The organism is Schaalia odontolytica (assembly GCF_024584435.1).
Lineage (GTDB): Bacteria > Actinomycetota > Actinomycetes > Actinomycetales > Actinomycetaceae > Pauljensenia.
In genome coordinates this window covers 479,937-494,327 of record NZ_CP102197.1, presented here as the reverse complement: position 1 = coordinate 494,327, position 14,391 = coordinate 479,937, and the positions used below count along the sequence as shown (strand labels likewise).

The 14,391-nt window shown below is 66.7% G+C and carries 13 protein-coding genes; 4 read left to right on the top strand and 9 right to left on the bottom strand.

Features of this window, described 5'->3' with window-relative positions; all coding sequences use genetic code 11:
- Positions 1-43 precede the first annotated feature (43 nt).
- From trpS to glgB, 4 genes are all read left to right on the top strand, one after another.
- Positions 44-1,144 carry a tryptophan--tRNA ligase gene (gene trpS / locus NQK35_RS02185; RefSeq protein ID WP_009211965.1) on the top strand — a complete coding sequence of 367 codons (1,101 nt, stop codon included), beginning with the start codon at positions 44-46 and terminating at the stop codon, positions 1,142-1,144.
- 23 nt (positions 1,145-1,167) lie between these two features.
- Complete coding sequence (locus NQK35_RS02180; RefSeq protein WP_048740769.1) at positions 1,168-1,425, top strand: hypothetical protein; 258 nt, start codon at positions 1,168-1,170, stop codon at positions 1,423-1,425.
- Positions 1,426-1,575: 150 nt separating this feature from the next.
- On the top strand, positions 1,576-3,618 hold the full coding sequence (locus NQK35_RS02175; RefSeq protein WP_257114425.1) for a maltotransferase domain-containing protein: 2,043 nt from the start codon (positions 1,576-1,578) through the stop codon (positions 3,616-3,618).
- 161 nt (positions 3,619-3,779) lie between these two features.
- Entirely contained in the window at positions 3,780-5,975 is a 2,196-nt protein-coding gene (glgB, locus tag NQK35_RS02170; RefSeq protein WP_257114424.1) for a 1,4-alpha-glucan branching protein GlgB, read from the top strand.
- 93 nt (positions 5,976-6,068) lie between these two features.
- Here the strand turns inward: glgB and NQK35_RS02165 are convergent, their stop codons facing one another.
- The 9 genes from NQK35_RS02165 to NQK35_RS02125 form a co-directional block, all read right to left on the bottom strand.
- Positions 6,069-6,239, bottom strand: coding sequence for a hypothetical protein (locus tag NQK35_RS02165; protein ID WP_034231984.1), 171 nt, complete (start codon positions 6,237-6,239; stop codon positions 6,069-6,071).
- A 730-nt stretch (positions 6,240-6,969) separates the two neighbouring features.
- Positions 6,970-7,872, bottom strand: a complete 903-nt coding sequence (locus NQK35_RS02160) for a tetratricopeptide repeat protein (RefSeq protein WP_257114423.1) — start codon at positions 7,870-7,872, stop codon at positions 6,970-6,972.
- A gap of 98 nt (positions 7,873-7,970) precedes the next feature.
- Positions 7,971-8,966, bottom strand: a complete 996-nt coding sequence (locus NQK35_RS02155) for a hypothetical protein (RefSeq protein WP_009211972.1) — start codon at positions 8,964-8,966, stop codon at positions 7,971-7,973.
- Positions 8,963-10,507 carry a hypothetical protein gene (locus NQK35_RS02150; RefSeq protein WP_257114754.1) on the bottom strand — a complete coding sequence of 515 codons (1,545 nt, stop codon included), beginning with the start codon at positions 10,505-10,507 and terminating at the stop codon, positions 8,963-8,965. The genes NQK35_RS02155 and NQK35_RS02150 overlap by 4 nt, the downstream gene beginning before the upstream one ends.
- Before the next feature lie 149 nt (positions 10,508-10,656).
- Complete coding sequence (locus NQK35_RS02145; protein ID WP_082157939.1) at positions 10,657-10,899, bottom strand: hypothetical protein; 243 nt, start codon at positions 10,897-10,899, stop codon at positions 10,657-10,659.
- Between the two features lie 50 nt (positions 10,900-10,949).
- Entirely contained in the window at positions 10,950-12,140 is a 1,191-nt protein-coding gene (locus NQK35_RS02140) for an N-acetylglucosamine-6-phosphate deacetylase (RefSeq protein ID WP_257114422.1), read from the bottom strand.
- A gap of 26 nt (positions 12,141-12,166) precedes the next feature.
- On the bottom strand, positions 12,167-13,270 hold the full coding sequence (locus tag NQK35_RS02135; protein WP_257114421.1) for a winged helix DNA-binding domain-containing protein: 1,104 nt from the start codon (positions 13,268-13,270) through the stop codon (positions 12,167-12,169).
- On the bottom strand, positions 13,270-13,962 hold the full coding sequence (gene nucS, locus NQK35_RS02130; protein ID WP_009211977.1) for an endonuclease NucS: 693 nt from the start codon (positions 13,960-13,962) through the stop codon (positions 13,270-13,272). The genes NQK35_RS02135 and nucS overlap by 1 nt, the downstream gene beginning before the upstream one ends.
- Positions 13,963-13,984: 22 nt before the next feature.
- The gene (locus NQK35_RS02125; RefSeq protein ID WP_009211978.1) at positions 13,985-14,389 is read right to left on the bottom strand and encodes a DUF2550 family protein; all 405 of its coding nucleotides are present in this window, start codon (positions 14,387-14,389) and stop codon (positions 13,985-13,987) included.
- Positions 14,390-14,391 lie beyond the last annotated feature (2 nt).

The window sequence follows — 14,391 nt, the reverse complement described above, 5'->3', positions numbered from 1 at the left end:
CCACGTTTTCCCTTCACCCCCATCCACCCGTTAGGAACAACGCATGACACGCAGTGAAGACGCCCTGGAAACCTCCACCTCCGATGCCTCTCTGGCTCGATCCAAGGCGCGCAGCGCCGAGATCGACCTGGCCATCGACCAGGATCCGTCGCGTTTCCGCATCCTCACGGGTGACCGCCCGACGGGGCACCTCCACCTGGGTCACTACTTTGGCACCCTGCGCAACCGGGTGCTCCTGCAGGATCGCGGGGTCGACACCTGGGTGCTGGTCGCCGACTACCAGGTCATTACCGACCGCGACGGCGTGGGGCCGATTCGAGAGCGCGTCCTGGGCCTCGTGGCGGACTACCTCGCCGCCGGGATTGATCCGAAGCGCTCCACGATCTTCAATCATTCGGCCGTGCCCGCCCTCAACCAGCTGATGCTCCCCTTCCTCTCCCTCGTCACAGAGTCCGAGCTGCACCGCAACCCGACGGTCAAGGCGGAGCTGGAGGCCACGGAGGGGCGCGCCATGACGGGCCTCATGCTCACCTATCCGGTCCACCAGGCGGCAGACATCCTTTTCTGCAAGGCCAACATTGTCCCGGTCGGCCAGGACCAACTCCCCCATCTGGAGCAGGCCCGCCTCATTGCTCAACGTTTCGACAAGCGCTACGGGCGCGCGACCCCGGAGCGTCCCGTCTTCCCTCGCCCCGAGGCCCTCCTGTCCGAGGTCCCTCTGTTACTGGGCACCGACGGACAGAAGATGTCCAAGTCGCGCGGGAACACGATCGAACTGCGCATGAGCGCCGATGAGACCGCGAAGATCCTGAAGAAGGCCAAGACCGATGCCGAGCGCCGCATCACGTTCGACCCCGAGGGGCGTCCCGAGGTGTCGAACCTCCTGATGCTGGCCTCGCTCGCCACCGGTGACGCCCCCGAGGTGATCGCCGATCGCATCGGAGACGGCGGCGCGGGAGCCCTCAAAGCCCTCGTCACGGACTCCCTCAACGACATGCTCGCTCCCCTGCGTGCGCGCCGGGCCGAGCTCATCGCCAACGAGGACCACCTGCTGTCCATCCTGCATGCGGGCAATGAACGCGCGAACGAGCAGGCGGACCAGACCCTCTCCGAGGTCCGCACCGCCATGCAGATGAACTACTGACCCTCACGCGATTGGAGACGCCCATGGCATACGGTCACTTCCCGGAGCATCCCGACGATAGCGTCGGCGGGTGGATGATCACCCTCCTCCTGTGCTGGATTCCGCTGGTTGGCTTCGTCTACCTCCTGGTTCTCGCCCTGTCCTCCGCTTCCTCCCCGTCCAAGAGGAACTTTGCGCGTGCCGTGTTCGTCTGGCAGATCATCGGCGTCGTCGTCACGATCATCGTGCTCGTCGTCTTTGGCGCGTCCATCTGGGCTGCCCTCGAGAGCGTGCGGTACTAGGCGTCGCCTCGTTTGGACGCGGAGCGCCCCCTGCGGGTTGCTCCGCGTTCTTGTGCGCCTCGCCAACGGGGTTCTCCCGCCCCGACACGCACGGGTCACCGCGGCCGTTTCGCGTCCGCCCGCGCGTGCCAATAGGCTAGTGTGAGACATGTGAGCGAGAACCTGCTACCCCGTATCCCGATCATTGAAGTGTTTCCCGTCGTCGAGGACGGAACGCTTCCCGCTAAGGCGACCGAAGAAGAGCCCTTCCCCATCCGCGCAACCGTGTTCCGCGAAGGACACGACGCGTTTGCCGCCGAAGCCGTCCTCCTCACCCCCGGCGGGGGTGAGCACTCCCGCACGCGCATGGTCGACGTCGCCCCCGGTTTGGACCGCTACGAAGCATGGGTCGCCGCGGACGCGCCGGGCGCATGGTCGTTCCGCGTCGATTCCTGGTCCGACCCCTACGCCACGTGGCACCACGACGCCACCGTCAAGCTCGGCGCGGGCGTGGACGTGGAACTCATGCTGGAAGAGGGCGCCCGCCTCATGGAGCGGGCAGCTGCCGGTGATGCCGAGGCAAACCCGACGCAGGAGCGCCCCCCGGCCTCGGACATTGAGGTCCTCCACGACGCCGCCCGCCGCCTGCGCGACACCGCCCACTCCGCCCAGCAGCGCCTCTCGGCGGGCATTTCCTCGCGCGTGCGGCTCATCTTCCGCGATCACCCGCTGCGCGACCTCATCGGATCCTCGCGCACGTACCGCCTCGACGTCGCCCGCGCGAAGGCGCTCGCCGGCGCCTGGTACGAGATCTTTCCCCGATCGGCCGGGGCCTTCCAACGCCCAGACGGGTCGTGGGTCTCGGGCACGCTCGCCAGCGCCGCCGAGGAGCTGCCCCGCATCGCGGAGATGGGTTTCGACGTCGTCTACCTGACACCGATCCATCCGATCGGCTCGACCCACCGCAAGGGCAAGAACAATTCGCTTACCGCCGCCCCGGGCGATCCCGGCTCCCCCTACGCCATCGGCTCCCCCGACGGCGGGCATGACGCGATCCACCCCGACCTAGGTGATTTCGACGACTTCGATCGGTTTGTCGCCCGCGCGCGCAGCCTTGGGCTGGAGGTCGCCTTGGACCTCGCCCTCCAATGCTCCCCCGACCACCCCTGGGTGAGCGAGCACCCCGAGTGGTTCACGACCCGCGCCGACGGCTCCATCGCCTACGCGGAGAACCCACCCAAGAAGTACCAGGATATCTACCCGCTGAACTTCGACAATGATCCGGGTGGGATCTACGAGGCGATCCGGGCGGTCATCGAGGTCTGGATTCGCCACGGGGTCACGATCTTCCGCGTCGACAACCCGCATACGAAGCCCATTCCGTTCTGGGAGAAGATGCTCGCCGACGTCAAGGCCGCCCACCCGGGCACGCTCTTCCTTGCTGAGGCCTTCACGCGCCCCGCGATGATGCGCACCCTGGGGGCAATCGGCTTCGATCAGTCCTACACCTACTTCGCGTGGAGGACCGCCAAGACGGAGATCGAAGACTACCTGCTCGAGGTCTCCCAGGACACCGCGCACCTCATGCGCCCGGCCTTCTGGCCGACGACTCATGACATCCTCACCCCGCAAATGTGGGAGGGGGGCACGGCCATCTTTGCGATCCGCGCAATGCTTGCCGCGCTGGGCTCGCCCACCTGGGGCATCTATTCTGGCTACGAGTTCGTCGAGAATGTGCCGCGAGGGTCCTTCCAGGAACCCAACGACAACGAGAAGTACGAGTTCCGGCCGCGCCGGTGGGCGGACGCCGACGACATCGGGATTACGCGCCTGTTCACACTGCTCAACGCGGCGCGCGCCAAGCATCCGGCGCTCCGTCAGCTCCACCAGATCCGCATTCACCCAACGTCCTCGGACCGCCTCGTCGCGTTCTCGCGCCAGATGCCCGGACGATTCACGCACGACGGCGTACCCGACACCGTCATCTGTGTCATCTCGCTGGATCCGCACAACGGCGTCGACGCCTCGGTGGAACTCGACCTGGAGGCCATGGGCCTGGCCACGCCGGGCGGACACATCACCGTCGTGGATGAGCTGGACGGGCGCTCCTACGTGTGGGGTTCGTCCAACTGGGTGTCGCTCTCCCCCGTGACTCGCCTCGGCCACGTCTTCACGGTCGAACCCGCCCACTCCTCCCCGTGGGCACAGGCCTGACGGCGGCGGGTCGTCGGCGTGCAACCCGGCAAGGCCGACGTTCCCGCGCCGCCTCAAACGCCCGGCAAAATGAGACCCACCTCCCCCTTTTGCCAGGCAGAGGATAGACTACAAACACCCGTGAACTGAGCGGTTCACACCACCTGGAGTAAGGAACATCCATGAGCTTCGAACTTACGCCGATCCCGGTCAATGACGACACCCTCGACGCCGTTGCCTCAGGCTCCTACTACTCGCCACACGCCGTGCTCGGCGCGCACCTTGGCGACACGGGCGTCACGATTCGCACGGTCGCCCACCTGGCTGACGCCGTCGACATCATCACGCCCACGGGAGCCTACGCCGCCACCCACGAGCGAGGCGGCGTTTGGGTCGCGGTCGTGCCCGGCAAGGAGATCCCTCCCTACCGCGTGTCCGTCACCTACGGCGAAGACACGACGGTGCGCGACGATCCCTACCGCTACCTGCCGACCCTGGGCGAGATGGACACCTACCTGATCTCCGAGGGCCGCCACGAGAACCTGTGGAAGGTTCTCGGCGCGCACGTGACGACCTACACCGACGAGCTGGGCGAGACCTCCGGCACCGCCTTCGCCGTGTGGGCCCCCAACGCGCGCGCGGTGCGCGTTGTCGGCGAGTTTAACTACTGGGATGGCTCCACGACGTCGATGCGTTCTCTGGGATCCTCGGGCGTGTGGGAGATCTTCGTTCCCGACGTTGGCGTGGGCGCGCGCTACAAGTTCGAGATCCAGGGTCCGGGTGGCAACTGGTTCCAGAAGGCTGATCCGCTCGCCCGCGCCACGGAGATTCCCCCCGCCACGGCCTCGGTGGTCACCGACTACTTCCACACCTGGGGGGACCAGGAGTGGATGGAAACGCGCAAGGACCGCAACGTCCACACCGGCCCCATGTCCGTCTACGAGGTCCACGCGGGCTCGTGGCGTCAGGGCCTGGGCTACCGCGAGCTGGCCGACGAGCTGGTCCCCTACGTCAAGCAGATGGGCTTTACGCACGTCGAGTTCATGCCCCTGGCCGAGCACCCCTTCGGCGGCTCGTGGGGCTACCAGGTGACCTCCTACTTTGCGCCCACGTCGCGCTACGGGACGCCGGATGACTTCCGCTACCTGGTTGATGCCTTCCACCGCGCGGGTATCGGCGTCATCTTGGACTGGGTTCCCGCGCACTTCCCGAAGGATGACTTCGCGCTGGCGCGCTTTGATGGCACGCCCCTCTACGAGGACCCGGACCCGCTGCGCGGAGAGCACCCCGATTGGGGCACCTACGTGTTCAATTTCGGTCGCCGCGAGGTGCGCAACTTCCTGGTCGCCAACGCCCTGTATTGGCTGGAGGACTTCCATATTGACGGCCTGCGCGTCGACGCGGTGGCGTCGATGCTCTACCTGGACTACTCGCGCAAGGACGGTCAGTGGCGTCCCAACCAGTACGGCGGGCGAGAGAACCTGGAGGCCATCGAGTTCATCCAGGAGGCGAACGCGACCGCCTACCGCCGCCACCCCGGCATCGTGATGATCGCGGAGGAGTCCACCGCGTGGCCCGGCGTGACCGCGCCGACCAGCGGCGGTGGCCTGGGCTACGGCATGAAGTGGAACATGGGGTGGATGAACGACACCCTGCGCTACCTCAGCGAGGACCCCGTCAATCGCAGGTGGCACCACGGCGAGCTGACTTTCTCGCTCGTGTACGCGTTCTCCGAGAACTACGTGCTTCCCCTCTCCCACGACGAGGTTGTCCACGGCAAGGGCTCCCTCATCTCCAAGATGCCCGGGGACAAGTGGCAGCGGCTCGCCGGGCTGCGTTCGCTCTACGCCTACCAGTGGAGCCACCCGGGCAAGCAGCTCCTCTTCATGGGTCAGGAGATCGGCCAGGAGCAGGAGTGGAACGAGTCCTACTCCCTCGACTGGTGGCTCCTGGACCAGGAGGGTCACGCGGGCGTCGCGCACCTGATCGAGCGGCTCAACGCCATCTACACCTCCTCCCCCGCTCTGTGGGACGACGACTACACGGGATTCGAGTGGATCGACGCCTCCGATGGGGACCATAACCTGATTTCCTACCTGCGTAAGGGCTCGGATGAGCAGGGCAACCGCGAGGTCATCGTGTGCGTGTCCAACTTCGCCGGCAACCCGCACGAGGGCTACCGCGTGGGCCTGCCCTTCGGCGGTGAGTGGGTAGAGATCCTGAACACCGACGCCGAAGAGTTCGGCGGGTCGGGTGTCGTCAACGTCGGCTCCGTCATCGCGGAGGATACGCCGTGGAACGGGCGTCCCGTGTCGGCGCAGCTGCGCGTTCCCCCGCTGGGCGCCGTGTGGCTGGCGCCGGCCTCGCAGGTGCGCTAACCCAGGACAATACGACGAGGCCGGGGCAGGCGATCCTGCTTCGGCCTCGTTCGCACTGCGCTTGCTGGCGAGGGTATGGTGGGTGTCGGGCGGTTAGAGGCCCGCCCTCCCCCGGTCTATCTGTCCCTGTAGCTTGATGAGTTCGCGCCGGGCCTCAGGATCGGATTCTCGGTCGATCTTCTTCGTCAGCTCACTGTGCGTCGAATGCCAGCCATACCAGGTGGCGACGACAACGAAGATGGCGGCGATAATGAACCACTTCACCGGTTTCACCCCCTCGAAACGTAGCCCAACCAAGTCAGACATTGGGCAATCTGATAATCCTCATGAGGACGATTCCAGATCGTTATAGCACGTCCACTGATTGGGGATACCAATCGACGCAGTGTCCACTCTCCGAGTAGTACGCACAGTTCTTCAGCACGCTGAGAACACCGCATGTGCCGAAACACTCGCGGGCGCGACAACGCCCATCATGCCTACGATAAGAACAACACAGCAAGATAGGCGCATTGCTATCCTCATGTCAGTTATTCCTTCTTCCGACCTTACTGTCATCTTGACTGTAACGAGCGATTCTATACACTGTCAAGACACTTTCTTTAAAAGCTCTTTGCGATTAGCGTGATGTTGCGTATAGTAACCGGGATCTCATCCTCGTCCCGACGACGCTCGTCTCCGGGTACGTGACTGCCCCCGAGGTCTTCCGCCTCACAGCACTGAGCCCCACGCCCTTCCGAGGCATGACAAACCTCGCGTCAGGAGCATGTTCGCACTCCTGCTCGCGATTTCAAGACCTGTCGCTTGGTCCTCTACCGATCGCTCGGTGACTCCTCCCCTCGTGCCGCAGCTGCGCGTTCCCCCGCTGGGCGCCGTGTGGCTGGCACCGGTCTCGCAGGTGCGCTAACCCAGGACAATACGACGAGGCCGGGGCAGGCGATCCTGCTCCGGCCTCGTTCGCACTGCGCTTGCTGCCAAGCGCGCGACGGCGCGATCACATGAGGAGCATGGCCAGTCGCGTGCGCGCCTTGGTCACTTCGGGGGTGGAGCCTGCAACGCGGAAGAGGTCGAGGAGGCGCAGGCGCAGCCCGTCGCGCTCCTCATCGTCGCTTGCGGCGGCCAGCAGGTCAAGCAGCACATCGAAGGCACCCGCTGCGTCCCCAGCGGCAAAAAGCGCATCCGCGTGAGCCGCGGGGTCGGTGGCGTCGGCCTGCGCGCTACGGGCGGCCAGGCGCACGCGCGACAGGTGAGACTTCGCCGCCTCGTCGCGCGGGTTGAGCTCGATGACCTTCTCCCAGGCCGCGACCGCGTCGTCGAGGCGTCCCTGCGCCTCAGCCTCCAGGGGACCCTCGTGCTCGGGCGGGATGGGAGCGGCGGTGTCGGCCGCGGCGACCGCGATGCGCGCGGTGACTCCCATCTGAGCCGCCGCCTCGAGGAGCTGGGAGACGACGGGGAGCACCTGTTCCTTGGCGGCGCTGCCCTGGAAGAGGGGAACGGGGCGCCCACCGAGGAGGGCGACGACCGTGGGAACAGCCTGGATCTGGAAAGCCTGGGCGATCTGCGGCGCCTGATCGATGTCGACCTCGACCAGCTGGAACGCGCCCGCGTGCTCGCGTGCGATCTCTTCGAGCATGGCCAGCGTTGGCTTCGACTCGAGCGACCGAGACGACCACATGACGAGTACCACCGGGACCGCCTGCGATGTCGACATAACGTCCTGGAAGCCCGCCTCGTCGGTGGCGGTGATGAGCGGAATGTGCAGGCCTTCGCCGGTCGGAGCCGCTTCGTTGGGAGCGGGCGTGGCGAGGCGCGCCGACAGGTCGATAGCGCCGTGCGAATCGGCGGGTGTAGGCGCGGGCGCCTCGGGCGCGTTGTGACCAGGAGTCTGGGTGTTCATCGTGGTCCTATCGTGAACTCAGGTGTGTACGTGACGATGATAGGCGTCGTCCCCGCGCCGCCAGGCCACGGGGACAAACTGTGCGCTAAGGGTGAAACTCAGCCGGGATTGCTGGACGGATCCAGCGTGACCGAGGCGATGGAGCGTTCGCCGCCGACGATCTGAATAGTTCCTCCCGCGCTCTTGGAAGGGATGCGCATGATGACAGTGCCCAGGTAGTTGGCCACGGCACTGCCTTCCACGGTTGCTCCCGACTGGCTCAGCGCCGCCGTGTTGCCGCCCAGGCTCATGGTGGCCCCGGCGACAGTGCGCTGGTAGGTCAGGGTGTACTTGAAGTTCGCGGCGACCAGGGCCGAACCGTCCTGCAAGACGAGGCCCGAGATCGGGTAGTCGGATGCGGTTGCCGCCGGCGTGACAGAGCCGGCCGCGCTGACCGAGGAGTTGAGGTCCTCGATGATCGAGAAGTAGGACTTCGTGAACTCGTCCGCGACAAACTGCGAGGTATCCTGCGTCCCGGAGTTGAGCATCGTGATGTACTGGGCGAGCGCCGCCTCGGGACTCACCGTGAATCCTTCGGAGGTGCCGGTCACGTACGCGGAACCTGTTCCCACGGGCGGCAGTGTCAGCTGCGTTCCTCCCAGGAGGCGCGCGTAGTTGGTCAGCTGGTAGTCCGAGCGTGCCGACTCCTGCACGTAGACCTGGAGCACCGGCAGCGCGGTCGAGGAGGAGCCGGAGATGTTGAAGATCGCCCGGGGCCACGACTCGGAGTTCGTAATCGCCAGGGACGAGGGCGTGAAGTCGAGCGCGAGCGGGGTTTGCCCCGACGCGGAGGCAAGCGCGTACTGCGCGGTGCGCGTCGCCAGCGCCCCCTGCGAGACGCGCCCCGACAGGTCGGCGGCGTTCATTGAGGTGTCGGCGTGAGCCATCGCCGTGCCCGTGTCGCTGAGCACGGAGGAGATGCGCTCCAGGTCGAGGTTGGCGGCGCTCTGAGCGGCATCGCCCGATTGGGCGACGATCTCGCCAGAGCACGCGCCCAGCGCAAGCGTGGAGGCCATCAAGACCGCGGTCGCGGCCGCCAGTGTGCGTCGCTTCATCGGGTCCCCTCCTCCCGGTCCTTGAGCCAGCCGGACATGATGGAGGTCCACCCCCCGGTTGCCGACGCGTCGTCGTCGGGGGCTGACGTCGGTGCGGGGGCCTGCTCGGCGTCGCGGGGGCGCGTGACCGGAATGAGGCCGGTGTTGAACTCCTGGCCGTCGACGACGAGGACCTGCTCCCCGTTGTTGCGCGCTTCGCGCAGCGCGCGGCGCGACGGCAGGGTGCGCCCGCCTCGGATGCCTGACAGGTCGATGACGCCGGTGTCGGTGGTCGCTCGCTCGGGCGGATCCTGGTCGATCGGTCCCTGCGCCAGCCCGTGGCGTCCGCGACGCTCCATCGTGTCGGTCAGCGGGTCGGGAGTGTACTCCGCGCCGGTGGTGGCGGCGTCATCGTGGGTCGCGGCGGCGTCGCTTGGGGAGCCTGCGGGCACCTCGCGTACGACGGTGTCCTGCGGGACCTCACGAACGATCGTGTCCTCGGGCAGCCCGGCGGCCTCCGGGGTGTGCGCACGGTCCGACCCGGAGGGCACCTCACGAACGATCGTGTCCTCGGGCAGCCCGGCGGCCTCCGGGGTGTGCGCACGGTCCGATCCGGAGGGCACCTCGCGAACGATCGTGTCCTCGACGGCGGGTTCGGTCGGCTCGCTGCGGGTGGGCGTCGCGGCGAAGACCGCTGCCCCCCAGCCTTCCCCCGACGTCCTCTGACTCCGCTGCGCGGACTCGTCGCGGGCCTTGGGCGCCTCGTCCTCACGCTGTTCGGCGGGGACGGGCGAGGAATCGCGGTGAGCGGCCACGCGTTGGGCGACCGCCGCGGAGTTGATCGACGCGGTCTCCAACGAGTCGGCCTTGCGGCGTTCTTCGATGCGCGCGGCACGGATCTTGCGCAGGCGCAGGAGCTGCCAGCGGGTCAGGAAGAGCGCGAGGGCGATGAGTGCGAAGACGCAGGCCGTGAGGAATGCAATGATGGCGAGCGTGTTGGTCTGCTCGACCTTCCAGGTCAGCGTCAGCGTCAGGTCACCGGCTCCGGCGGCCGAAACCGCCAAAACGGAGCGTCCCGTGGGAACGTTCTCCAAGTCCAGGCTGACGCTCCCCTCGCCGCTCGCCTTCTTGAACCACATGTCGGAGGACGCCAGTTGCGCAACGAGCTCCGCCGAGGTGGGATCCTTGAGGGGCTGTGCTCCGGATTGCACGTCGGCCTGCGCACCGGGCTGGGCGACGTGCGCGTCCGGCGACGACGCGGCGTCGTGCGACTCGGCCTTGAGCTTTGAACGATCAGACTCCACACCGATGACCTCGGTGTAGGCAGCGTCGCCAATCCAGCCCTTGACGTCCTGCGTCGTGCCGATGCTGAGCGTGACCGGCGCGCCGGACTTCGACGTCGCGGTTACCGTCACATCATCCTTGACGATCGACAGTACGTTGCCGCGCGTCATGATCAGATCAGTCGCCGAATCGACCGAGGACACCTGCTGTGTCGGAGGCCGGAAGACGGTCAAGCCGAGCAGTCCGACGAGGGCGCATACGAGAGCGACAACGAGCATCGACGCCGCCGCCACGTATCGCTTAAGAAATTCCACGGTTGCTCCTCATATCCACGCCCTGCTCAGGGCATTCTCCAGACCCCACTCTACGTGCTCTGCCCGGTGCCCATCGAATCCGCACGCAGGGCAGTGATACATCACATCCACTCTCACGCCGGTCGCAGACGGCGCCGCCAGCACTCCGAATGCCAGTGACGTCGCCCCTCCACGCCCTGAGGCATACCGAAGGGGGCTTCTTCCGGCCACGCGACGATATGAGCGCTTCCACGGGTAATGGGTCGCAGGCACGCCGGACACGTGTACTCCTTGGCGGCGCTGGGCAGGCGACGCACCTGGTAGGTGCCGCCATCCGGGCCGGTTTCGCTTCGTGGCACGGAGGCGAGGCGCTCCATCTGCAGTGGCCGCGCCTCGCCCCACGGGCGTTTCGCGCTTCGTTTGCCTCTCACGCAACTACAGTGCCACGGCGCCACACGCGGCGCACGTTCAGGGCGTCATCGACCTCGAGCACGTCGGCCTTCTTGCCTGCCGCGAGGCGACCGATCGTGTCGTCGCCCAAAATGGTGGCGCCCTGCACGGTGGCCATGTACACGGCGTCCACGAGCGGTATGCCGCCGCGCGTCACGGCGACCCGCACGCAGTCCAGGAGGTGCGCGGTTCCGCCCGCGATCGCATCCCCCTGGGCCAGGCGCGCAATACCGTCGCGCACGACGACGTCCTGCGGACCCAGCGTGTACTCGCCATCGGGCATCCCCGCCGCCGCCATCGCGTCGGTGACGAACACGACGTGGTCGCGTCCCACCAGCTCGTACACGTCGCGCACGAGGGAAGGATCGACGTGGATGCCGTCGCAGATCAGCTCGGCGACGGCGCCCCCGCGCGCGGCATCGGAGAGGAATTCGGCGATCGGACCGGTGTCGCGGTGGTGCAGCGGCCTCATGCCGTTGAAGAGGTGGGTGATGGTGGCGCGAGGTCCGCGCGTGGTGGAAACCTGGCTGAAACGCTCCCGAGAGTACTCCAGCGCCTCGCGGGCCATCGCCGAGTTGGAGTCGGTGTGTCCCCACGAGGGCAGGGCGCCCCCGTCGATGAGGGCCTCAGCAACGGAGCCGGGACCGTACGCGCCGGGCTTCTCCGGGGCCAGCGTCATCGACAGGGCGTATCCGCGGCACTCCTCCAGCAGGGTTCGCGTCAGCTCCGCGTCGGGATCGATGATGTAGGTGGGATCCTGGGCGCCGCAGCGCGCGTGCGAGACGAAGGGTCCCTCGAAGTGGATGCCCGCAAGTTCTCCGTCGCTGGCCAGTTGGGCGAGTGTCTTGGCGCGAGCACGCAGCACCTCGGCAGAAGCGGTCACGCAGGAGGCGACCAGGGAGGTCGTGCCGTGGCGTCGATGCTCCATGACGGCCACGAGGGCCGCCTCCTCGCTCTGCGCGTTCGGGAAGGATTCCCCTCCTCCGCCGTGGCAGTGAACATCGACCAGGCCGGGCAGGAACGTTGAGTCCGTGGCGGCGGGCAGGTCTGCGTCATAGTCGGAAGCGGGGCATACACGGGTAATGGTCGAACCGTCGATCTCAATAATTCCGTCCTCGACAACGGAATCTTCCAGGACCAGGCGGCCACGTAGCACACAATCAGTCATGCCCTCATTGTGGCACACCTGACAGTTCAGTGCCGCTTCTCAAACAACCAATCTCCCCAGCGCGCCATTTCACGCTGAGCTTCTTGCGCATAGGAGGAGCCTTCCTCGGTAAAGGTAAGCTCACCGCCGGGAGAACGCGCCGCAACAACCCGTCCGTTCGCGACGACGATGGGGCGGAACATCCCATTCGCCCCGGGACAGATGAGGGCCTCACCAGCCCGGTCGGTCAGACACGAACGGTCACGATACCCAACATGCAGCTCGTCGAAGGAGGGCAGCGCAAACACTGCCCGGGCCTCGTCGCGGCTACGTTCGACAAGGTCATCAATGTCGGCGCGCGCGACGCGCCCCTCACGCGAGATGAGCGGCCGACCGATACTCTCGCCGATCTGGGCCGAACCCGCCAGCGCACGACGCGCCTCGGTGAGCGTCAGCCCCGCCCACCGAGCAAGGTCTGCAGCATCCACGGGGCCGTGTCCCCACGCGTAGCGGGCGGCCAGGAGCGCGAGCGCCTCCTCGTGCCCGCACTCCCCCTTCGCGACGCCCGGAGCGCCCGGCAGCTGCCGGGCATCAACGATCAGGTGCTCCCCGCCCCGGAGCGGACCAGAGACGAGCAGGCCGTCGAGGAAAAGCCTCTTGATCAGATGACGTCGCCGCACCCCGCCCCCGGCTCCCGAGGTGACGGTTGCGATACCAGCCTCATCCCAGGCGCGGATGACCTCGCCGCGGCTCACACCCGAGGGGTTCTCTCCCAGCAGCTCGAACGCCGCCGCCGCGGCTTTCTCGACGAGAGCATCGCTGAGCCCCAACCCCGTCGATTGACGAATCCACGAAGCGTATCGGTGGCGCAGCAACCGACGCAGCCAGTGATGATCGCGCGCGCTTGTCACATGCAACGTGTCGCGCATCGGCCAGGATCGGACGAGCTCACCCGATTGGAAGGACTCGGCGACCTGAGCGCGCGTGACCGCGGTGCAACGCGCGCCGATCGCCCACGGGATCGCGCCCGCCATCTGGCCTTGGACAGCGAGCAGCAACTCGACGGCGGCCACGGGATCGCGCCCGCGCGTGAGCGGCACCAGCCCCTGGGCGACGATGCGCGCCAGGCTGGTATCGGCCACCGCCACCATCAGAACAGCCGGGAGGATGGGTCGTCAAAACCGCGCATGGCGTCGTAGTCGAGGACCACGCAGCGAATCCCGCGATCCTCGGCCAGCGTGCGCGCCTGCTTGGTGATCTCCTGCGCCGCAAAGATCCCCGACACGTCGCCCAGCAGCGAATCACGACCCAGCAGGGACAGGTAGCGCGTCAGCTGTTCGACGCCGTCGATGCCGCCTCGCCGTTTGACCTCGATAGCCACGTGCGCGCCGGTCTCGTCGCGCACCATGAGGTCGACCGGCCCCACCGGCGTCGGGTATTCGCGTCGCACGAGCTCCCACCCCTCGCCGAGGATCTGCGGGACCTGCTGGGCGAGGAGCTCCTGCAGGTGCGCCTCCACGCCGTCCTTGACGAGGCCGGGGTCCACTCCCAGGTTTTCGGTAACGTCACAGATGATTTCGTGGACACGGATCACGAGCTTGTCGTCGGTCTTGTCGGCCTGAACGGTCCACACCTGCTGCGTGTTCGGTTCGTCCTCCCCACCCTCGTCAATGGTCACCGAGCACGGCGCGGTCATCCAGTTCAGCGGCTTGTAGGAGCCGCCTTCAGAATGAATGAGGACCGAGCCGTCGCCCTTGACCATGATGACGCGCTTGGCGGGATCCAGATGAGCACTGAGGCGTCCGGAGTAGTCGACGGTGCAGGAAGCAATAACAATACGCACACGCCGAGCTTATCAATGCCGCCTATACGAGGCGCGGAGGACCGGACTCCACCCAGGAGACCAATCCGTTGTATGTCAGGCGTTCGACGGCGACCTCGTAACGATGCTCACCGTATGCGAGGCGCACCTCAACGACCGACCCGTCCGCCGAGTGGGCGATCGGAGCGGATACCTCAAGGCCGGAACGGGGCACCGTGTAGACCGGCTGCAGGGAAAAACCAACGAGTCGGTACCACGATAGGTCGTCAACGCCATAGACGCCGATGCCGGCCGTCCAGCCAGACTGGACGTCGGGGCGCGACCAGCAGCGAAAGGCACCCAAACGCGACGCGATCCTGCGGGCGCGCACATTCATGTACACCCACAGGACCGCGCCGACGCACACGAGGACGGCCACGCACCACATTGCTACGAGCGTCAGGCTCATGA

Coding starts and splice junctions, on each gene's coding strand:
- trpS (WP_009211965.1), top strand. CDS start 44: ATGACACGCAGTGAAGACGCCCTGGAAACCTCCACCTCCGATGCCTCT.
- NQK35_RS02180 (WP_048740769.1), top strand. CDS start 1,168: ATGGCATACGGTCACTTCCCGGAGCATCCCGACGATAGCGTCGGCGGG.
- glgB (WP_257114424.1), top strand. CDS start 3,780: ATGAGCTTCGAACTTACGCCGATCCCGGTCAATGACGACACCCTCGAC.
- NQK35_RS02160 (WP_257114423.1), bottom strand. CDS start 7,872: ATGAACACCCAGACTCCTGGTCACAACGCGCCCGAGGCGCCCGCGCCT.
- NQK35_RS02155 (WP_009211972.1), bottom strand. CDS start 8,966: ATGAAGCGACGCACACTGGCGGCCGCGACCGCGGTCTTGATGGCCTCC.
- NQK35_RS02150 (WP_257114754.1), bottom strand. CDS start 10,507: ATGCTCGTTGTCGCTCTCGTATGCGCCCTCGTCGGACTGCTCGGCTTG.
- NQK35_RS02145 (WP_082157939.1), bottom strand. CDS start 10,899: ATGGAGCGCCTCGCCTCCGTGCCACGAAGCGAAACCGGCCCGGATGGC.
- NQK35_RS02140 (WP_257114422.1), bottom strand. CDS start 12,140: ATGACTGATTGTGTGCTACGTGGCCGCCTGGTCCTGGAAGATTCCGTT.
- NQK35_RS02135 (WP_257114421.1), bottom strand. CDS start 13,270: ATGGTGGCGGTGGCCGATACCAGCCTGGCGCGCATCGTCGCCCAGGGG.
- NQK35_RS02125 (WP_009211978.1), bottom strand. CDS start 14,389: ATGAGCCTGACGCTCGTAGCAATGTGGTGCGTGGCCGTCCTCGTGTGC.